The 24,713-nt window shown below is 66.3% G+C and carries 20 protein-coding genes and 2 riboswitches; of the genes, 8 read left to right on the plus strand and 12 right to left on the minus strand.

Going from position 1 to position 24,713, the window contains the following annotated elements; translation table 11 throughout:
• Window positions 1-24 precede the first annotated feature (24 nt).
• From pheT to AC3A6M_RS05220, 5 genes are all read left to right on the plus strand, one after another.
• Complete coding sequence (pheT, locus tag AC3A6M_RS05200) at window positions 25-2,451, plus strand: phenylalanine--tRNA ligase subunit beta (protein WP_487851656.1); 2,427 nt, start codon at window positions 25-27, stop codon at window positions 2,449-2,451.
• A gap of 116 nt (window positions 2,452-2,567) precedes the next feature.
• Window positions 2,568-2,936 carry an integration host factor subunit alpha gene (locus AC3A6M_RS05205; protein WP_487851739.1) on the plus strand — a complete coding sequence of 123 codons (369 nt, stop codon included), beginning with the start codon at window positions 2,568-2,570 and terminating at the stop codon, window positions 2,934-2,936.
• Window positions 2,937-2,942: 6 nt separating this feature from the next.
• Window positions 2,943-3,356, plus strand: coding sequence for a MerR family transcriptional regulator (locus AC3A6M_RS05210; RefSeq protein ID WP_487851657.1), 414 nt, complete (start codon window positions 2,943-2,945; stop codon window positions 3,354-3,356).
• A 170-nt stretch (window positions 3,357-3,526) separates the two neighbouring features.
• Window positions 3,527-4,159, plus strand: a complete 633-nt coding sequence (locus AC3A6M_RS05215; RefSeq protein WP_141837548.1) for a response regulator — start codon at window positions 3,527-3,529, stop codon at window positions 4,157-4,159.
• A gap of 144 nt (window positions 4,160-4,303) precedes the next feature.
• The gene (locus AC3A6M_RS05220) at window positions 4,304-5,770 is read left to right on the plus strand and encodes a CHASE3 domain-containing protein (RefSeq protein WP_487851658.1); all 1,467 of its coding nucleotides are present in this window, start codon (window positions 4,304-4,306) and stop codon (window positions 5,768-5,770) included.
• A gap of 46 nt (window positions 5,771-5,816) precedes the next feature.
• Here the strand turns inward: AC3A6M_RS05220 and AC3A6M_RS05225 are convergent, their stop codons facing one another.
• The 7 genes from AC3A6M_RS05225 to AC3A6M_RS05255 form a co-directional block, all read right to left on the minus strand.
• Window positions 5,817-6,629 carry a Crp/Fnr family transcriptional regulator gene (locus AC3A6M_RS05225; protein ID WP_487851659.1) on the minus strand — a complete coding sequence of 271 codons (813 nt, stop codon included), beginning with the start codon at window positions 6,627-6,629 and terminating at the stop codon, window positions 5,817-5,819.
• Between the two features lie 468 nt (window positions 6,630-7,097).
• Window positions 7,098-11,141 carry a pilus assembly protein gene (locus AC3A6M_RS05230; RefSeq protein ID WP_487851660.1) on the minus strand — a complete coding sequence of 1,348 codons (4,044 nt, stop codon included), beginning with the start codon at window positions 11,139-11,141 and terminating at the stop codon, window positions 7,098-7,100.
• The gene (locus AC3A6M_RS05235) at window positions 11,138-11,719 is read right to left on the minus strand and encodes a hypothetical protein (protein WP_487851661.1); all 582 of its coding nucleotides are present in this window, start codon (window positions 11,717-11,719) and stop codon (window positions 11,138-11,140) included. Before AC3A6M_RS05235 ends, AC3A6M_RS05230 begins: the two co-directional genes overlap by 4 nt.
• On the minus strand, window positions 11,716-12,711 hold the full coding sequence (locus tag AC3A6M_RS05240) for a PilW family protein (RefSeq protein ID WP_487851662.1): 996 nt from the start codon (window positions 12,709-12,711) through the stop codon (window positions 11,716-11,718). The genes AC3A6M_RS05235 and AC3A6M_RS05240 overlap by 4 nt, the downstream gene beginning before the upstream one ends.
• An 8-nt stretch (window positions 12,712-12,719) precedes the next feature.
• The gene (gene pilV / locus AC3A6M_RS05245) at window positions 12,720-13,298 is read right to left on the minus strand and encodes a type IV pilus modification protein PilV (RefSeq protein WP_487851663.1); all 579 of its coding nucleotides are present in this window, start codon (window positions 13,296-13,298) and stop codon (window positions 12,720-12,722) included.
• The gene (locus AC3A6M_RS05250; protein WP_487851664.1) at window positions 13,295-13,765 is read right to left on the minus strand and encodes a GspH/FimT family pseudopilin; all 471 of its coding nucleotides are present in this window, start codon (window positions 13,763-13,765) and stop codon (window positions 13,295-13,297) included. Before AC3A6M_RS05250 ends, pilV begins: the two co-directional genes overlap by 4 nt.
• Window positions 13,759-14,166, minus strand: coding sequence for a type IV pilin protein (locus AC3A6M_RS05255; protein ID WP_487851665.1), 408 nt, complete (start codon window positions 14,164-14,166; stop codon window positions 13,759-13,761). Before AC3A6M_RS05255 ends, AC3A6M_RS05250 begins: the two co-directional genes overlap by 7 nt.
• 194 nt (window positions 14,167-14,360) lie before the next feature.
• Between AC3A6M_RS05255 and AC3A6M_RS05260 the strand changes: the two genes are divergently transcribed.
• A complete protein-coding gene (locus AC3A6M_RS05260; protein ID WP_487851666.1) occupies window positions 14,361-16,043 on the plus strand; it encodes a peptide chain release factor 3 in 1,683 nt (560 codons plus the stop codon).
• A gap of 81 nt (window positions 16,044-16,124) precedes the next feature.
• On the opposite strand, the gene AC3A6M_RS05265 is transcribed toward AC3A6M_RS05260, so the two are convergent.
• Window positions 16,125-16,454, minus strand: a complete 330-nt coding sequence (locus tag AC3A6M_RS05265) for a hypothetical protein (RefSeq protein WP_487851667.1) — start codon at window positions 16,452-16,454, stop codon at window positions 16,125-16,127.
• A 153-nt stretch (window positions 16,455-16,607) separates the two neighbouring features.
• Here AC3A6M_RS05265 and AC3A6M_RS05270 point away from each other — a divergent pair, with 153 nt between their 5' ends.
• Window positions 16,608-18,290 carry a methyl-accepting chemotaxis protein gene (locus AC3A6M_RS05270; RefSeq protein ID WP_487851668.1) on the plus strand — a complete coding sequence of 561 codons (1,683 nt, stop codon included), beginning with the start codon at window positions 16,608-16,610 and terminating at the stop codon, window positions 18,288-18,290.
• Window positions 18,291-18,419: 129 nt separating this feature from the next.
• On the opposite strand, the gene gcvP is transcribed toward AC3A6M_RS05270, so the two are convergent.
• The 3 genes from gcvP to gcvT form a co-directional block, all read right to left on the minus strand.
• Window positions 18,420-21,314 (minus strand): aminomethyl-transferring glycine dehydrogenase, encoded by a 2,895-nt coding sequence (gcvP, locus tag AC3A6M_RS05275; RefSeq protein WP_487851669.1) that lies wholly within the window; start codon window positions 21,312-21,314, stop codon window positions 18,420-18,422.
• Window positions 21,315-21,449: 135 nt separating this feature from the next.
• Entirely contained in the window at window positions 21,450-21,830 is a 381-nt protein-coding gene (gene gcvH / locus AC3A6M_RS05280; protein WP_487851670.1) for a glycine cleavage system protein GcvH, read from the minus strand.
• A gap of 62 nt (window positions 21,831-21,892) precedes the next feature.
• Window positions 21,893-23,017, minus strand: coding sequence for a glycine cleavage system aminomethyltransferase GcvT (gene gcvT / locus AC3A6M_RS05285; protein WP_487851671.1), 1,125 nt, complete (start codon window positions 23,015-23,017; stop codon window positions 21,893-21,895).
• A 73-nt stretch (window positions 23,018-23,090) separates the two neighbouring features.
• Window positions 23,091-23,185: riboswitch (glycine riboswitch) on the minus strand.
• Between the two features lie 20 nt (window positions 23,186-23,205).
• Window positions 23,206-23,291: riboswitch (glycine riboswitch) on the minus strand.
• Window positions 23,292-23,423: 132 nt separating this feature from the next.
• Between gcvT and AC3A6M_RS05290 the strand changes: the two genes are divergently transcribed.
• Window positions 23,424-23,984, plus strand: a complete 561-nt coding sequence (locus AC3A6M_RS05290) for an ATP-dependent Clp protease proteolytic subunit (RefSeq protein ID WP_487851672.1) — start codon at window positions 23,424-23,426, stop codon at window positions 23,982-23,984.
• A gap of 171 nt (window positions 23,985-24,155) precedes the next feature.
• Here AC3A6M_RS05290 and AC3A6M_RS05295 read toward each other — a convergent pair whose 3' ends face one another.
• Window positions 24,156-24,419 (minus strand): hypothetical protein, encoded by a 264-nt coding sequence (locus AC3A6M_RS05295; RefSeq protein WP_487851673.1) that lies wholly within the window; start codon window positions 24,417-24,419, stop codon window positions 24,156-24,158.
• Between the last annotated feature and the right edge of the window lie 294 nt (window positions 24,420-24,713).

Here is a 24,713-nt window from a genome sequence, read left to right on the forward strand (position 1 = left end):
CGCGAACCAACAAGGCAAAAGATTATGCAATTCTCCGAAAACTGGCTCCGTTCCATGGTCGATCCGAAGATGAATTCGGACGAACTGGCCCACCTGCTCACCATGTCCGGCCTCGAAGTCGAAGAGGTGGATGCGGTCGCGCCGCCGTTCTCGAACGTCGTGGTCGCCGAAGTCAAGGAAGTGGCCAAGCACCCGAACGCCGACCGCCTGAACGTCTGCCAGGTCGATGTCGGCACCGGCACGCTGCTGAACATCGTCTGCGGCGCCCCGAACGTGCGCGCGGGCATGAAGGCGATCTGCGCCAAGGCCGGCGCCGTGCTGCCGCCGGGCGCGGATGGCAAGCCCTTCGAAATCAAGGTCGGCAAGCTGCGCGGCGTCGAGTCGCAAGGCATGCTGTGCTCGGCCAAGGAACTGAAGATCTCGGAAGAGGGCAGCGGCCTGATGGAGCTGCCGGAAGACGCGCCGGTCGGCCAGAACATCCGCGACTACCTGGCCCTGAACGACCAGAAGTTCACCATCAAGCTGACCCCGAACAAGGCGGACTGCCTGTCGGTGCTGGGCGTGGCGCGTGAAGTCTCGGCCCTGACCGGATCAATGCTCAGCCTGCCGGCCCAGCGCATCGTCCCCGTCACCACCGACGAGATCCTGCCCGCGAAAGTGTCGGCGCCAGACCTGTGCGGCCGCTTCACCGGCCGCGTGATCCGTGGCCTGAACGCAAAGGCGGCGACCCCGGAATGGATGAAGCGCCGCCTGGAACGCAGCGGCCAGCGCTCGGTGTCGGCCCTGGTCGACATCTCCAACTACGTGATGCTGGAAACCGGCCAGCCTTCGCACGTGTTCGACCTGGCGAAGATCCACGGCAGCATCGACGTGCGCTGGGGCAGGAAAGGCGAATCGCTGAAGCTCCTGAACGGCAACACCGTCGAGGTCGACGAGTGGGTCGGCGTGATCGCCGACGAAAAGGAAATCGAATCGCTGGCCGGCATCATGGGCGGCGATTCCACCGCCGTGACCCTGGACACCGCGGATATCTACCTGGAAGCCGCATTCTGGTGGCCGGGCGCCATCCAGGGCCGCGCGCGCCGCTACAACTTCTCGACCGATGCCGCGCACCGCTTCGAGCGCGGCGTCGACTTTGCCGCCACCGTCGAGCGCATCGAGCGCATCACCGCGCTGATCGTCGAGATCTGCGGCACCCCGGAGACCAAGGTCGGTCCGGTCGACGACCAGGTCGTCAACCTGCCGCAGCGCCAGCCCGTCCTGCTCCGCACGGAACGCGCGCAGAAGGTGATCGGCGTGGCGATCGGCGACGACACCGTGGCCGACATCTTCACCCGCCTGGGCCTGCCGTTCACGCGCGAGCCGGGCCGCTTCACGGTGACGTCGCCGTCCTACCGCTTCGACATCGAGATCGAGGAAGACCTGATCGAGGAAGTGGCGCGCGTGTATGGCTTCGAGAACATCCCGGCGCTCCCCCCTAGCGCGCCGTCCGCCATGCTGATCGAGCCGGAAAACACGCGCTCGCTGTTCGCGATCCGGCACCAGCTGGCCGACCTCGGCTACCAGGAAGTGGTCAACATGAGCTTCGTGGAAAGCCAATGGGAAGCCGACTTTGCCGGCAACCAGTATCCGATCCGCCTGCAGAACCCGATCGCCAGCCAGATGAGCGTGATGCGCTCGAACCTGATCGGCAGCCTGGTCGCGAACGTGCGCTACAACGTCAACCGCAAGGCGGGCCGCGTGCGCGTATTCGAAATCGGCGCGGTGTTCCACCGCAATCCGGCGGCTACGGACGGCCCGCTGTCGATCGCCGGCTTCGACCAGCCCAAGCGCGTCGCCGCCATGGCCTACGGCCCGGCTTCCGACGAACAATGGGGCCTGCCGACCCGTGCGGTCGACTACTTCGACGTCAAGGCCGACCTGGAAGCGCTGTTCGCGCCGCGCAGCCTGCGCTTCGCCAGGTTCGAGCATCCGGCCCTGCACCCGGGCCGTTCCGCATCCGTTGAACTGGACGGCAAGGTCATCGGCTTCATCGGCGAGCTGCATCCGCGCTGGCTGCAGAAGTACGACCTGCCGCAGGCGCCAGTGCTGTTCGAGGTGGATGCCGAGGCCCTGCGCGAGCGGATCGTGCCGCGCTACACCGAGATCTCGAAGTTCCCGGGCGCCACCCGCGACCTCGCGCTGGTGGTGAAACAGGACGTCCCGGCCCAGGCGCTGGTCGATGCTTTCAAGGCGGAGCTGGCGTCGAACGCGCATGGTAAAATCGTGCAAGCCGTTGTTTTATTTGATGAATATCGCGGCAAAGGTTTGGAGCAGGATGAAAAAAGTCTTGCTTTCCGCTTTGGCTTGCAAGATACTCAATCGACGCTGCAGGACGATGCGGTCGAGGCTATCATGGCCGCGCTCGCTCAAGCGGCGCAACAAAAACACGGCGCCAAACTGCGCGCTTGAATCAGGCCTGCGTGCCTAACAGGGGCCCGGCAAACCCGGGTCCCCATCCAAAACAATGAAGGTAGGGCTTCAAAATTAACAACAACGACTTAGACTCGGTCGTACTCGAGGAAGCGCTGGCCGCCCACCGGGTACGGCAAGCGGCGGAAAAGGAGTTGCCGACCCTGACCAAGGCGGAGCTGGCCGAGCTGCTGTTCGAGCAGGTGGGCCTGAACAAGCGCGAAGCCAAGGACATGGTCGAGACCTTCTTCGACGAGATCCGCAACGCGCTCGAGCGCGGCGAGGCGGTCAAGCTGTCCGGCTTCGGCAATTTCCAGTTGCGCGACAAGCCGCAGCGTCCTGGCCGCAATCCGAAAACCGGGGAAGAGATTCCCATCACGGCGCGCCGCGTCGTGACTTTCCACGCCAGCCAGAAGCTCAAGAGCATGGTCGAGGAGGCCAATCCGGCCGGCTCCGGCAATTCGTCTCTGGCGCGTGCAGCCTGATAAGCCATGAACGACCGACCCAACAAGATGGAACTGACCGTATTGCCGCCGATTCCGGCCAAGCGTTATTTCACGATCGGGGAAGTCAGTGAATTGTGCGGAGTCAAGCCGCATGTGCTGCGCTACTGGGAACAGGAATTTACCCAGCTAAAGCCGGTCAAACGCCGAGGAAACCGCCGCTATTACCAGCACCACGAAGTGCTGTTGATCCGCCGGATTCGTGAGCTGTTGTATGAGCAGGGCTTCACGATCAGCGGCGCCCGCAACCGCCTCGACGGTCGCGGCGCCCACATCGAGGAGGCCGAGGCCGTCCCGCCGGTGCCACTCCCGCCGCCGGAACCGACCATCGCGCCGGAGCTGTTGCGCGAGGAATTGCATGCCATCCTCGCCATCCTGAAGCACGGACCGCCGGCAGCCTGATCCGGTCATCGTTCGTAAGTCGGACTCAAGCATTCGTGCTCTGTTGTTCTGCACCTAGGAGGTGCTAGAATGTCACTTGCTTATTTTGCTGACTCAAACGCATGCTTGTTCCGGGCGTGGGGTGTCAGCCTCGGCTCTTTCCTGCCTCAGGAAAAATCTAAGGGAAGACAATGATACGCGTTGCCATTTGTGACGATCACCAGATAGTTCGAGCAGGTTTCAAGCAGATTTTTTCGTCGTCGGGCGACTTCGAAGTCGTCGCCGAAGGCGCGACCGGGCGTGAAGCCCTCGACATCGCACGTCGCGAGATTTGCGATGTGCTGCTATTGGATATTGCGATGCCCGACCAGAGCGGCATCGATATCCTGCGCACCATCCGCCAGGGCCAGCCGAACCTGCCGGTGCTGATCCTGTCGGGTTATCCGGCCCAGCAGTACGCGCTCAACCTGTTCAAGATGGGTGCGAACGGCTACCTGAACAAGGAATGCGACGCCGACGAGCTCAAGACCGCCGTGCGTACCGTCTACCAGGGCCGCCGCTACGTCAGCTCCCAGGTCGGCGAACTGCTGGCCCAGAGCTTCGACCGCGACCCCAACACGGCCCTGCATACGGAGCTGTCGGACCGCGAGTTCCAGGTCTTCCTGCGGCTGGCCAAGGGCGCGACCGTGTCGGACATCGGCAACGCGCTGTCGCTGTCGATCAAGACGGTGTCGACCTATCGCACCCGTATCATGGAAAAGATGGGCCTGCAGTCGAACAGCGACCTGACCTACTACGCCATGAAAAACAACCTGCTCGACTAAGCTGTCGGGCAGGCCGGACGACGCGTCCTCCGCGTCGTCCGGCCACCACCTCCCCCCGCACGCCAGCCTGGCTGCGTCTGCACTACAATTTCTCTCAGTCTATAATCGCGCACATAATCCGCCGCGTGAGAGGAACGTTCCAGGATGTATTTCACCACCGACCCCGCGTCCAGGCAGGGCCGCAGCCTTCCGCTGTACCAAACGCTGCTGTGTGCGGTATGCGTGTTCATCCTGGTGCTGAACGGCGTCAGCCTGGTCCGCAACCTCGATGCCCTGAAGGCGGCCAACGCACGGCAGGCCCGGGCCGATCGCGTGGCCAGCCGGCTGCAGTACGTGAACCTGCTCGTGACCGATGCCGACAGCGGACTGCGCGGCTATTTCCTGTCCGGCTCGGACACCTATCTCGGTCCCCTGCGCACCGCCCGGCGCGAGCTGGACGGGCAGTTCGCCATCCTCACCGGGCTGCTTGCGGATAACCCCTCCCAACTGAAGAACCTGGCCCAGCTGCAGACCCTGGTGCGCCGCCGGATGGGCCTGATGAACGAGGCGCTCGAAGTCTACCGCCACGGCGGCCTGGATGACATCGTGGCGATCGCGCGGACCCAGGAAGACCAGGTCCGCATGGACGAAATCCGCCTGCAGGTCGTGGTGATGACGGGCGAGCAGAACGACACGCTGGCCGCGGGCGGCGCCGCCTTCTACGACCAGTACCGCCGCGCCGCGCTGCTGGGCGTGGGCATCAACGCCGCCGCGATCATGGTGCTGGTGCTGTTCTATAACCTGATCCGCCGCGCCTTCCGCCTGCGCCTCGCCGCCGAGCGCGCCCTGCAGCATAGCAATGACCACCTCGAAACCCTGGTCGCCGACCGTACCGAGCAGCTGTCGGTGCTGTCGCGCCACCTGATCAGCGTGTCGGAAGAGGAGAAGGCGCGCCTGGCGCGCGAGCTGCACGACGAGATGGGCGCCAACCTGACGGCGATCGGCATGGTATTGTCGACCGTCGGCGAACAGCTCCGGGATGCGCATCCCGAACAGGCCGCCGACCTCGGCCGTGCCCGCGCGACCCTGCTCGAGACGGTGCAGCTGAAGCGGCGCATCGTCGAGGATCTGCGGCCCAGCCTGCTGGACAACCTCGGCCTGGCGGCGGCCCTGCAAAGCTATTGCGAGGAGTTCGGGCGCGCCACCCGCCTCGATTGCGAAGCGCTGGTCGACGTCGATGCCGACAGCGCCGGCCCGATGCAGGCGATCGCGTTGTTCCGTATCGCCCAGGAGGCGCTCAACAACGTCGCCAAGTACGCGCAGGCGCGCCACGTGATCGTGCACCTGGCGCGCGAGGGCGAGGGACTGGCGCTGGAAGTCAGCGACGACGGGATCGGCATTCCGCCCGACGCCATGCGCCGTCCGAGGTCGCACGGCCTGCTGGGCATGCGCGAACGGGCCGCGCTGCTGGGCGGGAAGCTGAAGGTGGAACGTGGGGTGAACGGGGTGGGGACCTGCGTGCAGGCCTGGGTGCCGCTGGCGTCGCCGGGCGCCGGACCGGGTGGTTCCGCCTCAGGCGGTGCGCTGGCGATGCCGGCGCTGGCGATGCATACCGGTCAGGCAGCGGATTAGCCGGCCGCCGGGACGCCCTTGGCGCCCCGCGGTGGCAGTGTGACGGTCATGCGCGTGCAACGTCCAGCAGCAGGCGGTCGTACTCGCTCTTGGCGACCTTGTAGCATTCGCCCGCGTAGTCTTCCAGGCCCTGGCGGTTCAGCACCGTGATATTGCCGCGGCGGTACTGGATCAGGCCTTCGTCCTGCAGCTTGCCGGCGGCGGCGGTGATGCTTTCGCGGCGCACGCCCAGCATGATCGAGATCAGTTCCTGGGTCACTTTCAGCTCGTTGCTGGCCGAGCGGTCCAGGCGGTCCAGCAGCCAGCGGCACAGCTTCTGCTCGATCGAGCTGTGGCGGCCGCCGACGGCGTTCTGGGCCATCTGGGCGAACAGGGCATTGGTGTAGCGCATCAGCAGCTGGGGCAGGGCGCCGCCCTTGTTGAAGGCGTCGCGCAGGAACTGGGTCTTGAGGCGGTAGCCATAGCCGGCGCTCTGGACCACGGCGCTGCAGGTGGCGCGCTCGCCCATGAACAGCGACACGCCGACCGCACCTTCATGGCCGACCACGGCGATCTCGGTGGTGGCGCCGTCTTCCATCACGTACAGCAGGGAGACGATGGCGGTGGTGGGGAAGTAGACGTATTCGAGTTTGCTGCCGTATTCGAACAGTTCCTTGCCGAAGGGCAGCGGAACCAGCTCCAGGTGCTCAAACAGGGTTTCCAGGTCTTGGCGCGGCAGGGCCGCGAGCAACTCATTTTGTTGGGTTCCGCTGTAGCTGACGACCGGACGGGACGCCACTTTGAATTCCTCGGCCGAAGCGGGAATCTGGTTGACCGACTGGGCCTTCTGAGCGGCAACACCAAGTTGAGCGTTATTCATATTGTCCTCGTTATCTCTGACTTACATCACGTACTTCATGGGGGGCGATTGCTTGGATGGGTTTCCTCATCGCGATGTGTGTACTTTATTGCCATAGTCTCTTGCCGAACATAAGACTAGTCGTCGCCCCCCTGTAGGTTCTATGCATGATGTTTTGTCAGTGCAGTCCTACTAGAGAGAAACATTCAAACGAGGCCAGTTTTAGTCAAATATAAATGGACCGGGGGGCATTAAAACGTTTTCGCGCTCAGCCTTATATGCCGCTTTAGCAACAATTGCTGTTGGCTTAGGTTCGTGAGGAACATAGCAAGCGTTCGAGGTCTTGCCCGATGTAAGCGCCCGGCACAGCACCGGACGCCAGGCAGGCCCGACTGGTCCTACAGCGCGTGCAGGAGAAGCGGGGCCCGGTCCGGCTCCGGATCGGAGGCTTGGCGGGACTCCGCAGGGCCCCGTGGAAGGCGGCTGGAATCAGTCGCCCGAGGTGTAGCTGTAGACGCGCTTGCGCTTCGAGGTGATGGCCGGGCGCACGCGCTGCGGGGCGATCGAGACGCTGGCGCCGGCGGCCTGGTTGCTGCCTTTCTGGACCGCGCCGATGACCACCGAGACCAGCTTGCCGTCGATCGGCACGCTGCTGGCCTTCACCGGCGACGGCGGCAGTCCGCCGCCCACGAAGGTGGACGAGCGGCTGCCGCCGCAGACGCCGGCGACGTTGATGCCGCCGGACGCATTGAACAGGTTGACCCAGTAGCCGCGCGCTTCGCCCAGCGAGGTCGAGCAGGAAGCGGCATCGGCCGCGATCGGGCGGTTCGTGCTGAAGGTCGCCATGCCGCTCGCGATCAGCGCCGAGGTCACTACCTGTTCGCCCTTGCCGTAGCGGTTGAGGTTCATGTACCAGCCCTTGAGCGTCGAGTTCGGCAACACCTGGGTGGTGGTGCAGTTGGTGTCGCTGGAATAGTCGAGCAGGGCATCGAGGTTCACGGCCGGGGTCGCGGCCGGCGCCGCCAGGTCGTCCAGGTAGACGTAGAAGCGGTTCATGACGTTGTCGTAGGGGTATTGCGATTCCAGCGGATGCTCGCGGTCGCCGCTGCCCACGGCCACGTAGACCTTGCCCGGCGCCGACAGCAGGGCCGGCGCGAACAGGAACTTGCGGCCGGCGCCGGCGGTATAGGCCACCTTGCGCATGGTCCAGGCGGCAGGCTCGAGCGCCAGGCGGAGGCTGGAAACGCCGACGAAATCGATGCGGTAGATGTTGCCGCCGGTATCGACCGCATAGGCGTAGTCCGGGGAGCCGTCGTTGTCGCTGTCGACCATCGCCACGTCGGCCGCCACGGCGCGCTCGGTGGCGAAGGAACGCAGCAGCGCGCCGGTGTCGGCGTCGAGGACGTACACGAAGCCGCCCTTGCGTCCGCTGCACGCGGGCGAGGCCGTGTTGGCGTCTTCGCAGCTGTCGTAGCCGCCGCCGACCACCAGCACCGGCGTGGTCGTGGAGTAGCCCTTGATGATGGCCACGTTCGGGGTCGACCAGGTCTGGCCGATGCCGGACATGCCGGCCGTGCAGCCGGTGTCGTCGCCGAGGTTGGGGCAGCCGGCCTTCCACTTGAGCGCCGGGGTGTCCAGGTGGGCGGGCTTGCTGACGTCGAAGGCGTACAGCATGCGTCCGCCGCGCCGCATGGTCGGGAAGATCCAGACCTTCGAATTGTCCGCGTTCTGGAACAGGCCGATCGAGCCGTCGAAATAGTAGTCCTTCGGCGTCGGGGTCGGCGAGACCCCGTCCGGCATGTTCGGGTAGCTGACCAGCGGGCTGTTGCCCTTCAGGCGGCCGAGGCGGCCGAAGAACTCGGGCGCCACGAAGGACCAGCGCTCGACGCCGTTGCTGGCGTCGATGGCATGCAGCGCGCCGTCGTTGGCGCCGTAGAACACGCGCACGCCGGTGGTGCCGCCGTAGTTCACCGGCAGCGGCCGCGAGTGGATCACGTCGCCGTGGATCGACGGCCGGGTCGTGCCGAGGGTGTCCTTGTTGTTCTTTTCGTTGTTGACGTCCTCGCCGCGGATGAAGCGCACCAGGGCGTCGTCCAGGCCGCTGCTCGCGGTGCTGAAATCGACCAGCGAGGTGCCGGACTGGGTCAGCATGGTCCGGCTCAGCACGGCGCCGCCGGATGCGCTGCCGGTATTCCCCTGGCGCAGCACTTGCGCGGCGCCGCCTTTCTCGACCTGCGGGCCGTCCGGCGCGTCCGAATATTTGCTCTGGTTGGGCCCGGGGCAGCCGCCGGCCGGGTCGGGATTGATGCCCAGCCCGCTCCAGTATTCGCCCGAATCGGTGGTCCAGTAACTGGTCGCGCACGGGGTCACGAAGCCGGTCAGGGTATTCACCGCGACCTTGCCGTTGACGTCGCCCAGCTCGATGTTGGCGCCGGAGGAGATCAGCTGGTAGCGCTTGAGGTTGCCGAACCAGCGCGGGCGCGCATCCGGGTCCGGGCGGAACATGCCGATGAAGACCTGGTTCTCGTTCTGCGAGCGGTTGGTCGCGTTCACCGGAAGGCTGGTCGAGGCGAAGGTCGTGTTGACGGCCTGGATCTCGATGATGATCTGCTTGAGCGCGTCCAGGATCGCCTGCTCGTTCTTGGCCGCGAAATACTTGCCGCCGCCGGCCTTGGCCATGCTCATCAGGAGCGCAGTCTGGGTGGCGTTCGGCTGCTTGTTGTAGACGTCGATGGTATAGGTGGTCACCGACGGGCGCACGCTGGAGCCGGCGACCGGCACGCCGCGGTCGTGCAGCAGGCGCGCCCATTCGTCGGCGTTGCGCGGTCCGCTGTCGACGGTCGTGGTGCCGGTGGCGACGTCGGTCAGCTCGATATTGGTGCCGTCCACCTTGTAGGCGCTGGTGCCCGGCGGGCACGAGGGCAGGGTGGCGCTGGTCGGCGCGCCGTAGGTGCAGCTGACGTTCGGCCCGGTGCAGGAGGCGCCGTAGTCGCCCGTGGGGGTGGTCGGCTGGCTGGCGTAGCACTGCGCGGTCTTGCCCAGCACCGTGGTGGTGGTGTAGGCCGGGGTCGTGTTGTTGCTGACCGAGACCGGGGTGACGGTCTGGGTCAGGGTGTACTGGCGGCCCGGGACTGCGCTCTGGGTCACGATGACCTGGCGGTAGCCCTTGCCGGTACAGTTGCTGCTGTTGCTGGCTAGCTCGCCCGAATAGGTGCAGCTGCTGTTGGCCGGGCAGCTCAGGCCGCCGTGATCGGTGGTGGAGCCCGGATTCCAGTAGTTGGTGCCGGTGCCGACGCCCTGGTAGCAGCCCGCGCCGCTGCCGTACGGGTTCTGGTTGGCGGTCGCCTGCGACGTCACCGGGGTGGCCGAGCCGACCGGCGCGCCGACCGTGTAGGTGCAGCTGTAGGTCGTGGTCGTGGTGGTGCCGCCGCTGGTCGTCGTGGTGCTGGCCGGGCACGCCAGGTTGCCGTGGTCGCTGGCCGGCACCTGGTCCGCCGACGCATAATAGCCGGTGGTGGTGCCGGTCGAGCTGGTGATGGTGCCCTGGACCGGCTGGCCCGGGGTGGTCGTGGCCGGGTGGTAGACCGACTGCGTCACGGTATAGGCCTGGCTGCCGGCCGGGCAGGCGATCGGCGCGACGTTGGCGGTCTGGGCGCCGATCGCGCAGCCTTCCGTGAAGGCCGAGCATTGCTGGGCGAACTGGCCCAGGCCGGCCTGGGCCGCGGTGGCGTCCGGATAACAGGCCGAGGTCACGCCGACGTTGGTGGTATTGGTGACGTTCTGGGTCGTGAAGTTCGGCAGGCCGAGCTGCTTCACGGGAATCGGGTTGCCGTTCGCGTCGAGGTTGCCGTTCAGGCGGTTCAGCGCGGCCGTGTTCTCGGGGCTGTCGCTGGCCGGGCCGCTGGCGTTCGGATTGCCGATGAAGATCACGAAGCTCTTGCCGCAGGTGTTGTCCGCGGTGAGCGGCGAGCGGAACTTGGTGTACAGGCTGGTGTAGCCCTCGCTGTCGGCGATGCTGGCAAGCACGCCGCCCGGCGAATAACTGTTGGCGCCGGCGAAGTAGTTGTACACGTCGTACATCAGGTTGCCGTACGGCGTATTCGAATTGCGCTTTTCGTCCGGCGAGTTGACCCCGTTGAAGATCGTGGTGAGCTTGGCGGTGAAGCTGTTCTTGGCGCTGTCATCCAGGGGCCGGATCGCCGAACGGATGAAGCCGCCGTTCTCGCCCGCGCTGCCGACGGTCGCGTATTCCATCAGGCCCAGGCTGACCGAGCTGTCGATGCCGGGCACCTTGAGGAAGTTGCTGATGGCGCGCGCTTCGGACTGGCCCTGCTGCAGGCCGCCCGGCCATTGCTGGCTCTGGCGGGCCCAGTTCGAAGTATTGTCCAGCACGATCAGGATGCGCGGATTGATGGCCGTGCCGGCGGAGGCGCCGGTGAAGATGTCGATGTCGTCCGCGGCCGCGATGACCGGGGTGCCGGCCAGCTGGATGCACAGGACGCCGGCAAGTCTGCGGAGAAGGGGATGCTTCATGGGCTGGCTCCGGGTTTGGGGCAGTTCGTGGCGATGTCGTCCTTGGCAACGCGCACCGACACGCCCTGGGTGACCGTGACGGTGGCGCTGGTGGCCATGTCGGTGGCGACGGCGTTCACGTCCCAGACGCTGTTGGCGCAGTCCGAGTTGCCGTCGTTGGCGCCGGCGACGCCGAAATTCTGGCCCGCACCGACCGAACAGCCGGCATCTTCCGCATCTTCCAGCCTGAGATCGGAATTCTTGATGACCTGGGCCTTGACGCAGGACGGCGGCGGGCTGATCGTCACTTTGACGTCGGCCTTGCCGTCGCCGTCGGTATCGACCAGGCGCTGGTTGGGCGCGCCGTCCGGATTCGGCAGGGCGGCGGCCGGCGTGTTGAAGAAGTTGGTGGAGCTGATCGTCTCCTCGATCGCCTGGTTGGCGGCGGCGACGGTCTGTTCACGCTGCTGCATGTTGCTGACGATCTGCAGGGTCGAGTTCCCCAGGTTGAAGCTGGTCAGCGCCAGCAGGGTCAGCAGGACCAGCATGATCAGGGCCGTGACCAGCGTCACGCCCTGTTCGCGGCGCACCGGCTTCATGGTTGCTTCCTTCCTGCGGGGTTGGGCATCAGTACCGTCGACTGGAAGGCGTGGCGCTTGTTGCTGCCGCCATTGTCGAGATTGCGCGCCAGGACCGAGACGCGGACCGTCAGGGCATTGCGCCAGTTGCGCGCCGCGCAATCGGCTTGCGCGCAACCGGCGGCGGCGCCGGGGGCGCCCGTGTACAGGTCCGGCACGCCGTCGCCGCTGGTGTCGATGCCGTAGTCGAACTGCATGTCGTCGATCCCTTCGACCAGCGGCACGGTGACGAAGCCGAGCCGGCCGTCGGTCAGCCGCAGTTCGGCGCGCTTGAGCGTGGCGATGCCGTCCCCGTCCTGGTCGTTGTTGGCCACGAAATAGATATGCGTCATGAAGCGCCTGCTGACGGCCAGGGTGCCGGTGCCGGCCGCCGGCGTGCAGTCGCGCTGGTGCCGGGTCAGCCCCGTGGCGACGGTGTCGAGCGCATAGTGGTTGGCCGGGTCGCCCGAGCCCAGTTCGCTCAGGTTGTCGCACAGCGAAGCCTGGAACAGCGGACCGTCGATGCCGTCGGCGTCGCAGTCCGGGTTGCCGCTGATGCAGCTGCGCGTGTGGCGCACCACCAGCACGGCGGTGCCCGGCTTGACGTCGCTGATGCAGGACGGCAGCGTGTCGCCGGCGGCATAGCCCTGGATGTGCAGCGGCAGGGCGGCGCGCAGGGCCGGCAGCGTCGGCGAGCACGGGTCGGGCACGCCGGGCGGGTTGGCCAGCGGGGTCGGATCGAATTCGCCGTAGAAGCCGGCGTTGCGCAGGTCCGTGGAGAGGAGGGCGATCGCATAGCGGCCGTTCTCGATCTGGCGGTTGGCGCGTTCGACCTCGTTCTGGGTGCGGCTGTTGCGCACGAACAGGGTGACCATCCCGGCCAGGATCAGCATGCCGATCGCGACCGCCACCAGCAGTTCCGGGATCGAGAAGCCTTGCCCGGCGGGGCGGCGCGAAAGCGAATGCGGTGTCATGTCTGCTCCTAGCCGCAGCGCGGGACGCCGATCGCGACCCTGACCGAGATCGCGCGGCGGTTGGTGTCGTCGGCGCCGTACTGGTCCTTGCCGCAGGCCAGCGACGGCGCCTTGGTCGGGTGCAGGCCCTGCCAGGCGACGGTGACGCGGTAGATGCCGGGCCTGCAGATCCCGGAGGTCTCGTCGGCGGCCTGCAATTGCTCGATGCAGCCGCGCGCGCCGATCACGGCGCTGGAGGCGCTGCCGGCGCTGGTGTCGGCGGCCAGCGCGGCGCCCTTCAGGGCCCGGCTCCACTCGCACAGGTCGTTGGCGCTGGTGCTGGCCGCAGTGCCGCAATCGTCGGGCTGGGCGTCGTTGGTGCCGAGCGGCGTGGTGGTCACGTAGTCCGCGGCATGCTGCGGATTGCTGGCCAGCCGGGCGCGCATGTCCTGCAGCAGCACGACCGCCTGGGCGCGCTGGTACGCCTCGATCGAGCCGACCTGGGTCTTGGCCTGGAAGGCGGCGATGCCGAGCAGGCCGAACACCAGGATCACCAGGGTGACCAGCACCTCGATGAGCGTCAGCCCGCGTTCGCGTGCGATCCTCATGATGCCGGGCACCTGGCGGCCTTCGTCATCACGCGCCCGCTCAGGTCGACCTGCACGCAGCGCGGCGTCGAAGCCTGGGGGAAGGAGACGTCGAAGGAAGGGCGCTCGTCGGCCCTGACCCGGCCGCTGGCAAGGTAGACCACGGACGACGGACCGGTGATGGTGCCGTTGGACAGGGCTTCGTGGACGAGGATCGGGTGGCCGCTGTCGGTCGGGTTCGGGATGCGCCAGCCGGCCGCCCAGTTGTCGCTCGACACCGGCACCAGGCTGACCGGGAGATTGCGCTTGATGGCTTCGCTGCGCGCCAGGCTGATGGCTGCGTACAGTTCGGTGCTGGCGGCGCGTGCGCGCTGGTTGGCGACCAGGCTGCTGAAAGAGGGCGCGGCGACCGAGGCGAGCACGCCCATGATCGCCACGACCACCAGCAATTCGATCAGGGTGAAGCCGGCGGCGCGCGGTTTTACCATTTGCCGGCCGGCGTGCGGGCGCCGCTGTTATCCAGGGTCAGGATATCTTCGCCGGCCTGGCTGCTGCCCGGCACCGGCGTGGCGGTGATCGTGAAGCCCGGCGGCAGGGTTTCCGAGACCTCGATCTCGAAAGTGTACTTGCCGGCCACGGCCGACGGCGCCGGCACGTTCAGGGTGGCGATCGTGTCGGTGTAGCTGCGGCTGTCGGCGAAATACTGGGCTTCGGCATGGGCCAGGTCCATCATGTAGGCCTGGGCGGCGCCGCGGTTGCCCTTGACCACGTATTTGCCGTAGCCCGGAATGGCGATGGCGAACAGGATGCCGATGATGGCCAGCACGGCCAGCAATTCGATCAGGGTAAACCCGCGGGTACGCGATGAGGCTGGAAAGGGGATGCGCATGCCTGACCTCGATTGTCCAAAAGGGGAAAATATTGCCCAGTATAAACTATTTGTCCGGGTTTTTTACGATTCGAGGTGGATATAATGCTGTTGCGCAACAGATTTCCCGCGATGGGCCGCGCGAAGCTTTTACACAAGGCGGGCAAGACTCGGTAAAATCGAGGGTTTATGCAAAGCGCCGCGAAGGCGAGACCATGTCCAACGAAACCGCAGCAAGCACTCCCGCAGTGAACACCGAAGAATCCGGCGCCGACGTTCTCGTCGCTCCAGCGGCAAAATCCGCCGCGCAGATCGCGCGCGAGGTCCAGCGCCGCCGCACCTTCGGCATCATTTCCCACCCCGACGCCGGCAAGACCACGCTCACCGAAAAGCTGCTGCTGTTCTCGGGCGCGATCCAGCTGGCCGGCACCGTCAAGGGCCGCAAGAGCGGGCGCCACGCCACCTCCGACTGGATGGACATCGAGAAGCAGCGCGGCATCTCGGTCGCGTCCTCGGTGATGCAGTTCGAGTTCCGCGACCACGTGATCAACCTGCTCGACACCCCCGGCCACCAGGACTTCTCGGAAGACACCTACCGCGTGCTGACCGCGGTCGACTCGGCCCTGATGGTGATCGACGCCGCCAAGGGCGTGGAAGAGCAGACGATCAAGTTATTGGACGTTTGCCGCATGCGCGCGACCCCGATCGTCACCTTCATGAACAAGATGGACCGCGAAACCCGCGATCCGCTCGAACTGCTCGATGAAGTGGAATCGGTGCTGAAGATCGAGTGCGCCCCGGTGACCTGGCCGATCGGCATGGGCAAGAACTTCCGCGGCGTGTACCACCTGATCAAGGACGAGATCATGCTGTTCAAGGCCGGCGAGGAAAAGGCCGACGGCGACTACGAGATCATCAAGGGCATCGACAACCCGCGCCTGGCCGAGATGTTCCCGATGGAGATCGAACAGCTCAAGATGGAAGTGGAACTGGTGCACGGCGCTTCGCACGTGTTCGACCTGGAGCGCTTCCTGTCGGGCGTGCAGACCCCGGTGTTCTTCGGCTCCGCGATCAACAACTTCGGTGTGCGCGAGATCCTGTCGGCCCTGGTCGACTGGGCTCCGGCCCCGCGCGAGCGCGACGCCACCGTGCGCGCCGTGAAGCCCGACGAGCAGGCGTTCTCCGGCTTCGTCTTCAAGATCCAGGCCAACATGGACCCGGCCCACCGCGACCGCATCGCCTTCCTGCGCGTGTGCTCCGGGCGCTTTGACAAAGGCATGAAGGTCAGGCACCTGCGCCTCGGCCGCGAAGTGAAGCTGTCGTCGGTGGTGACCTTCATGGCCTCGAGCCGCGAGCAGGTCGAGGAAGCCTACGCCGGCGACATCATCGGCCTGCCGAACCACGGCAATATGCAGATCGGCGACAGCTTCTCGGAAGGCGAGCTGCTGACCTTCACCGGCATCCCGTACTTCGCGCCGGAGCTGTTCCGCACCGTGCGGATCCGCAACCCGCTGAAGATGAAGCAGCTCCACAAGGGCCTGCAGCAGCTGGGCGAAGAGGGCGCCGTGCAGGTGTTCAAGCCGGTCATCGGCAGCGACCTGATCCTCGGCGCGGTCGGCGTGCTGCAGTTCGAGGTGGTCGCCAGCCGCCTGCTGAACGAGTATGGCGTCGACGCCGTGTTCGAAGGCTCCAGCATCAGCAGCGCACGCTGGGTGTCGAGCGACGACAAGAAGGCGCTGTCCGACTTCGAAGTGGCGCTGGCGCCCCAGGTGGCCATCGACGCCGCCGGCAACCTGGCCTTCCTCGCCACCTCCGGCGTCAACCTGCGCCTGACGCAGGAGCGCTGGCCCAAGCTGCAGTTCCACGCGACGCGCGAGCACGCGGCCAAATTGGATTGATCGCAGACGCGTGGTGGTGGGCATGTGATGCCCACCCTGCGACGACTGCAGGGTGGGCACACCGTGCCCACGCGGAGTTGTTTACCGCCCCGATCTCTTCACCAGCGTCTCCACGACGCTGCCTACCCAGCACACCACGAACACCCAGCCGCTCAGCGTGACGATCCACGAGGTCGGCTGCGCCTCGACCCGCGCCGCGATCGCCGCCGGATCGAGCGGCACCGCGCCCGACAGCAGCTGGCCGGCGACGGCGTTCGCCTCTTCCAGCGCGTAGTTCAGATAGACGTAACCGGCCACCAGCGCCGGCAGCGCGAACAGAAGGGCCAGGCGGCGCCGGCCCAGGAACCACTGGCCGATGCCGGGGAAAACCAGGGCCGACAGCAGGGCCGCGGCCCCATTCGATCGCTTCATGCGCTTCCTTTCCGATTTGAGCGAGCACAAAAACCATTGTGCCGGACAGCGTAGATTGCCTCTCTGTTTCGTGCTTGCCAGAAATGCTGAGCGACATCGTTGACAGGGAGAAGACCATGACGCTTGACACCTTTCATCCAGGGGCGCGCTGAGATGCTGTCCCGACTGCGGATCGGCCCCAAGCTGCTGCTGGCGCCCGGCGTCGTGCTGGTGCTGCTGGTACTCCTGTCCTGCGGCGCCTACCTCGCGATGATGCGCCAGAACGACTCGCTCGACACCATCGTCGAGCAGCGCGCCACCCACATGCGCGCAGCCTCCGACTTGGTGGCGTCCGCGCAGCGCGCCCATGCCCAAGCCTACCAGATCCTCACCTGGATCAGCGGCAGCTTCCCGGTGTCGCGTGTGGACCCGCTGGTGCGCGACGTCCAGCAGCAGCAGGCCGCGATCGATCGCGGCTTCGCCAGCCTGGCGCGGCTGGCGCGGGGAGCCCCGGCCCGGCACCGCGAAGCCGAGCTGCGCTACGTCGAGCAGGCGGCCTCGGCCTGGAAGCTGTACGTCGCGGCGGTGCGCGACGTGATCGAGCTGGCCCAGGGAGACCAGTCGGTCAGCGCCAGCGCGATGGCCAGGGCGGAGCGCGCCTTCGGCGTCGTGGCCGAGCGCCTGAACGAGCTGGCGCGCCGCGAGCAGGAGTTGTCGGAACAGGCATCGGGCGAGGCCGAAGAGGAATTCAAGACGGTCGCGACCCTGATGCCGGTCGTGATCATGCTGTCGATCGCGGCCTCGCTGGTGATCACGATGGCGGTGCGGCGTTCGCTGCTGGCCGAGATCGGCGCCATCGAAGCGGCCGCCAGCAGCCTGGCCAGCGGCGACCTGACGGTGCGCGCGCGGGTCGACGGCGACGACGAGATCGCCGCGACCTCGCGTGCGCTGGATGCCAGCATCCGTCACCTGAACCTGTCGCTGCGGACCATCCTGGAGTCGGCGCGCTCGATCGGTTCGGCCTCGCGCGAGATCGCCCTCGGCCGGGCCGGATTGCCGGCGCGCGCCGGCGTGCGCGCCTCGATGGAGCAGACCGCGACCTCGATGCAGGGCCTGGCGGCGGCGATGATGGAGACCGCCGATTCGGCGCGCCAGGCGAACCGGCTGGCGGAATCGGCCACGGTCGCGGCCCTGCAGGGCGGCGATGTGGTGCACCGCCTGGTGGCGACGCTCGAATCGATGCGCCGTTCCGCCGCGCGCCTGGACGAACTGGCGGAATCGATCGAGACCGCCTGCAGCCGCGCGGGCAGCCTGGCCCTCGACGCGGCGGTCGAAGCGGCGCAGGGCGGCCCCCAGGCCTGGACTTTCGCCCAGGCCGCCTGCGAGGTGCGGGCGCTGGCCGGACGCGCGGTGGCGGGCGCCCGCGAAGCGCGCGAGCTGGCGCGCGAGGCCATGGCGGCGATCGAGGGCGGCACCGGCATCGCGCTGGATGCCGGCTCCAGCATCGCCATGCTCACCAGCTCGGTGCAGGAAGTCGGCGACATCGTCAACCGCATCGGCAGCGCCAGCGCGGCGCGCGCCGAGAACCTGGCGGGCGTGAACCAGGCCATCGTGCGCATGGACGAGCTGACCCAGCAGGGCACGCGGATGGTCGAGGAAGCGGCCATGGCCGCGCGCTCCCTGCAGCAGCAGGCGCTCAGCCTGTCGCAGGCGGTGGCGGCGTTCCGGCTCGATGAAGCCGTGCAGGCAACGGAAGCCGAATATGAAGACGGGGTTGCCGGGACGCCGAATAAGCGCCCCGGCAACCCCGGGCATCCTTACCTACGCCTAGCAAGTAGTCGTAGGGGGAAGGACTGAAAGTTTCGGAACCTCGAGAAACCGTAGCGAGCAGGGCTCAGTTTGGGTCGAGAAGCGCAGCCGTACTTACGGTACGGCGAGCATCGCAGACCCGAAATGTGCCCGCGCAGTAGGTTTATCGAGGTTCCTTCACTCGTAGTCCTCGATCGGTGCGCAACCGCAGAACAGGTTGCGGTCGCCGTACACGTTATCGGCACGGCCGACCGGCGGCCAGTACTTGCGCTTGCGCAGCGACGGCACCGGGAAGGCGGCCACTTCGCGCGAGTAGCCGTGCTTCCAGTCGTCGGCGGTGACGACTTCCGCGGTGTGCGGCGCGCCCTTCAGCGGGTTGTCCATGCGGTCGTACTCGCCGCGCTCGACCTTCACGATCTCGGCGTGGATGGTGATCATCGCCTCGATGAAGCGGTCAAGCTCGGCCTTCGACTCCGACTCGGTCGGCTCGATCATCAGCGTGCCCGGCACCGGGAAGCTCATGGTCGGGGCGTGGAAGCCGAAGTCCATCAGGCGCTTGGCCACGTCTTCGTTGCTGATGCCGGTCTTGTCCTGCAGCGGGCGCAGGTCGATGATGCACTCGTGGGCGACCAGGCCGTCGTGGCCGGTGTACAGCACCGGATAATGCGGCGCCAGGCGGCGCGCGATGTAGTTGGCGTTCAGGATCGCCGTCTCGGTCGCAGCTAGCAGGCCTTCCGCGCCCATCATCGCGATGTACATCCACGAGATCGGCAGGATCGAGGCCGAGCCATACGGCGCGGCGCTGACCGCGCCGATGCCGGCTTCGTCCCGCAGGTAGCCGGTCGAGGCCTGGTTCGGCAGGAAGGGCACCAGGTGCGCGCCCACCGCCACCGGACCGACGCCCGGGCCGCCGCCGCCGTGCGGGATGCAGAAGGTCTTGTGCAGGTTCAGGTGGCTGACGTCGCCGCCGAAGATGCCGGGGCCCGCCACGCCGACCAGCGCGTTCATGTTGGCGCCGTCCACGTAGACCTGGCCGCCGTGCGCGTGCACGATCTCGCACAGTTCCTTGATGCCTTCCTCGAACACGCCGTGGGTCGACGGGTAGGTGACCATCACGCAGGCCAGGTTGGCGCTGTGCTGCTCGGCCTTCTTCTTCAGGTCGTCGAGGTCGACGTTGCCGTTTTCGTCGCAGGCGGTGACGACCACCTGCATCCCGACCATGCTGGCCGATGCCGGGTTGGTGCCGTGCGCCGAGGACGGGATCAGGCAGATGTTGCGGTGGCCTTCGCCGCGCGACTCATGGTACTTCTTGATGATCAGGAGGCCAGCGTACTCGCCCTGCGAACCGGCGTTCGGCTGCAGCGACACGCCGGCGTAGCCGGTCACGGCGCACAGCATCTGCTCGAGCTGGGCGATCATCTCGCGGTAGCCGACGGTCTGGTCGTCCGGGGCGAACGGGTGGATGTTCGAGAACTCGGGCCAGGTGACCGGGATCATTTCCGAGGTCGCGTTCAGCTTCATCGTGCACGAACCCAGCGGGATCATGGTGCGGTCCAGCGCCAGGTCCTTGTCCGCCAGCGCGCGCAGGTAGCGCAGCATCTCGTGCTCGGCGTGGTAGCGGTGGAATGTCGGGTGGGTCAGGTAGGCGCTGGTGCGCGAAAGAAGCGCCGGGAAACCGTCCTGGGCATCGCTGTCCAGGCTGTCGAAGTCGACGTTCGCCGGCTTGCCGGCGGCTTCGCCGAAGATCTTCGCCAGCAGCGCGATCTCGTCGCGGCCGGTGGTCTCGTCCAGCGACAGGCCGACGTGGCGGGCGTCGATGCGGCGCAGGTTGACGCCGTTTTCGACCGCGATGCGGTGGATCTCGTCGGCGTTGTCAGTGACGACGGTCAGGGTGTCGAAGAAGGTTTCGTTGGCCAGCTCGAAGCCGAGCTGCTTGAGCGAGGCGGCCAGGATGCCGGTGTAGCGGTGCACGCGGCGGGCGATCTGCTCGAGACCCTTCGGGCCGTGGTAGATCGCGTACATCGAGGCCATCACGGCCAGCAGCACCTGGGCGGTGCAGATGTTCGAAGTCGCCTTTTCGCGGCGGATGTGCTGTTCGCGGGTCTGCAGCGCCAGGCGGAACGCCTTGTTGCCCTGGGCGTCGACGGTGACGCCCGCCAGGCGGCCGGCCATGCTGCGCTTGTAGTCGTCGCGGGTGGCCAGGTAGCCGGCGTGCGGGCCGCCGAAACCGAGCGGCACGCCAAAGCGCTGGCTGTTGCCGACCACGACGTCGGCGCCCCATTCGCCCGGCGGGGTCAGCACGGTCAGGGCCAGCAGGTCGGCCGCGACCACGACCATGCTGCCTGCCGCATGCAGCTTCTCGCAGGCGTTGCGGTAGTCGCGCACGTCGCCGTTCACGCCCGGGTACTGCAGCAGCACGCCGAAGCACGACTCGGTCAGGTTCTCGATCTCGGCGGCGGCGATGGTGCGCACTTCGACGCCGATCGGGGTGGCGCGGGTGCGCACCACTTCGAGGGTCTGCGGCAGCACGTCGTCGGCGACGTAGAAGACTTTCGAGGCCGACTTGCCGACGCGCTGGATCAGCGTCATCGCTTCGGCGGCGGCGGTGCCTTCGTCCAGCATCGAGGCGTTCGCGATGCCCATGCCGGTCAGGTCGGTGATCACCTGCTGGAAGTTCAGGATCGCTTCCAGGCGGCCCTGCGAGATCTCGGGCTGGTACGGGGTGTAGGCGGTGTACCAGGCCGGGTTTTCGAAGATGTTGCGCAGGATGACGGGCGGGGTGAAGGTGCCGTAGTAGCCCTGGCCGATCATCGACTTCATGACCTTGTTCTGCGAGGCGATGCCCTTCAGCTTGGCCAGCGCGGCCTGCTCGGGCAGCGGATCGAAGAACTGGCCCAGGTCCAGCTTGTCCTTGCGGCGGATGTTGGCGGGAACGACGGCATCGATCAGGGCGGCGCGGCTCTGGTAGCCGAGGACGGACAGCATGGCTGCCTGTTCGGCGTCGGACGGACCGATGTGGCGCGGGATGAAGCCATCGCGTGCTTCGAGTTGGGTCAGGCTGGTGCGGGTCATGATAGAGGGCAGAAAAAGGAGGGGAATCGGGCGACTACCGTCGTTCCCGCGAAGGCGGGAACCCAAGTTTGGTTGAGGCTAACGCGGCGCATGCAAAACTTGGGTCCCCGCCTGCGCGGGGACGACGAGGGGGCATTAACCTTCAGTGGTCTTGCCGTAGGCCGCAGCATCCAGCAGGCCGTCGAAGGCGGCCGGATCGGCCGGCTGCAGCTTGAACAGCCAGGCGCCGTAGGCGTCGGCGTTGATCGAGTCCGGCGCGTCGGCGGTTGCCTGGTTGACGGCGGTGACGGTGCCCGAGACCGGGGCGTAGATGTCGCTGGCGGCCTTGACCGACTCGACCACGGCGGCGTCATCGCCGGCGGTGAAGGTCTTGCCGACCTGCGGCAGTTCGACGAACACGATGTCGCCCAGCGCGTCCTGCGCGTATTCGGTGATGCCCACGGTCAGGGTGCCGTCGGCCTCCTTGCGGACCCACTCGTGGGACTCGGTGTATTTCAGGTCGGCTGGGATGTTCATGCGTAGCTCCTAATGAGAGGTGAGGCGGTAAGTATAGGGGTTGTTCTTGTCGTGGCCGGCGATCAGGATGCCAGCACTTTGCCGTTGCGCACGAACGGCAGCTTGACCACAGATGCGGCCAGTTTCTTGTCGCGGATCTCGACGTGCACGGTGTCGCCCACCTGCACCTCGGCCGGCACGCGGGCCAGGGCGATCGCCTGCTGCATGCTCGGGCTGAAGGTGCCGCTGGTGATCTCGCCCGCATTGCCGGAGGCCGCCACCACTTTCTGGTGGGCGCGCAGGATGCCGCCTTTTTCGCGCAGGATCAGGCCGACGAAGTTCTGCTGCTGGCCTTTTTGCTGCAGGGCGGCCTTGCCGATGAAGTCGCGCTCGGCGGCCAGGTCGACGGTCCAGGCCAGGCCGGCGTCCAGCGGGGAGACGGTATCGTCCATGTCCTGGCCGTACAGGTTCATGCCGGCTTCCAGGCGCAGGGTGTCGCGCGCGCCGAGGCCGGCCGGCTTCACGCCGGCGGCGACCAGGGCGTTCCACAGCGCTTCGGCCTGGCTTGCCGCCACGCCGACTTCGAAGCCGTCTTCGCCGGTGTAGCCGGTGCGCGCCACCATGATTTCGCCGAACGGGGTGTCGTTCACGATCGTGACGTTGAAAGGCTTCATGGCTTCCGACGCGGCCTGGGTGCCTGGGAGCACCTGCCAGACCTTGGCGCGGGCGTTCGGGCCCTGCACGGCGATCAGGGCGATGCCGTCGTCGCTCAGGTCGGCGCGGCGCGGGGTGATGGCCAGGCCGCTATTGGTGGCGGCGTTCTGCTGGCGGATCCAGGCGATGTCCTTCTCGGCGGTGCCGGCGTTGACGACCAGGCGGAACCAGTCTTCGCGGAAGAAGTAGACGATCAGGTCGTCGATCACGCCGCCTTCCGGATTCAGCATGCAGGAGTAGAGGGCCTTGCCCGCCACCTGCAGCTTGTCGACGTTATTCGCCAGCAGGCCGCGCAGGAAAGGACGCGCGTTGGCGCCGTGCAGGTCGACCACGCACATGTGGGAGACGTCGAACATGCCGGCGTCGGTGCGGACCGCGTGGTGTTCCTCGATCTGCGAACCGTAGTTGACGGGCATGTCCCAGCCGCCAAAGTCGACCATCTTGGCCCCAAGGGAGCGGTGTGCGGAATTGAGCGGGGTCGCTTTGAGCGTCATGACGTGAGATCCTCGGGCAGTTGAATAGGGGCGTGCATCCAATGACTGCACGCGGATCGATTCCGCATGCAGTTCGCACCCCTCTGTCCTCGATACCTGAGAGATAGCGGCTGATGCCGCCTGCCCCTTCGGTGGGCCCGCCTGGGGCCGCTCTCCAGAGTTGGTCCGCCGCGCTTGCGTAGCGCTGCGTCCCCCGACCGGTCCGGTTGCCTGAGAGTTTTCGGGTGATGCCCCTTCGGCGGCAGCTTGTTCTGCGCTCTCCCGGTCAAGACTGCGAAGGATATGCGAGGCGTGACGGGAAGTCAATCAGAGGGAGGCCGCGCACTATTGCAGTGCGTCCACAAGGGCGGAAACCCGTGTTTTGTTACACTTGCCCCATGACCCCTTCCGAAAGAAGAGAGCGACTATGAGCGAAGATCAAGCAAAACAGCAAAAGGAGGCCTGGTTCACCCTCTCCGGTGACGTCAACAGCGATATGGTGCATCGTGTGTTCGAAGCCGTCGCCGAGATGGCCGAGGACGGCCTCGAGACCGCCCACGTGCTGGTGCAGTCGAACGGCGGCTATGTCAGCGACGGTCTGTGCCTGTACAACTTCCTGGCCAATTCCCCGGTCGAGTTCGTGATGTACAACGGCGGCGCGGTGGCTTCGATCGCCGTGATCCTGTTCCTGTCCGGGACCCGGCGCTACGCCAGCGAGACGGCCCGCTTCATGATCCACAAGTCGCATGCGACGGCCTCGCCGGGCTCGCGTCCGGACGCCCTCAACATCATCGTCGAAGGCCTGCGCGCGGACGACGCCCGCACCGAGGCCATCCTGCGCAAGCACATCGAGCTCACGCCGGAGCAATGGGGCATCCACCAGTACGGCGACCTGCACCTGAACGCGCGCGACGCCAAGACCGCCGGCCTGGTCAACGACGTCGTCGACTTCGCGCCGCCCAAGGGCGCCCGCCTGCGCAATATCTGATCCCGGCCGCGGCCGCCCGGTCCTGCCCATTCCGGGGCGTCCGTGGCGCCGCTCCAGCACAAAAAGACAGGGCCTGCAGCGGTTTCCCGTTGCAGGCCCTGTCGCCGTCCTTGAAGGCCGAAGGTGGCGCCGCGGCTGGTACTGCGGCGTCGCCTTCGGCCTCAGGCGGATTTAGCGGTTGCCGCCGCGGCTGCTGCCCGAGCGCGAACCCGAGCCCGAAGCCGATTGCTTGTTGCCGTCATTCTTGTGGCTCTGGCGGCCGGCTTCGGCATGCTGCTCCGGGGTGCCGCCACGGGTGCCGCCCGAACCGCCCGAACGGGAGCCCGAACCCGAACCCGACTGCTTGTTGCCGTCGTTCTTGTGGCTCTGCTGGCCAGCCTTCACGTGCTGCTCGTGGGAACCACCCTGGTTGCCCGATTTGCTGTTGTTAGCCATGATCATTCCTTTCATATATTGGAAATGTCCTGCTTACCGTAGCGTCCTGAAACATTGGAAATCAGTAGCGTTTCCGGTATTGCAATAATGCGAGCCCGGCAATTGATCTGGTATCGGATCACTGCGTGTGCTTTTGTAGGAGATACACCTACCGATAAAAAATAATCCTCCTAATTTCCATGCTGCGGCGCGACATCCGTTCTATTTCTATCTTACAAATATTGCCTAAGCGATTGTTATTATTGTTGAGCTGGATCCGGGGCGAAATGTATGTTCTTTTTGTTATCGTCATTT

It is taken from the genome of Telluria sp. Soil_C_11 (assembly GCF_057657395.1).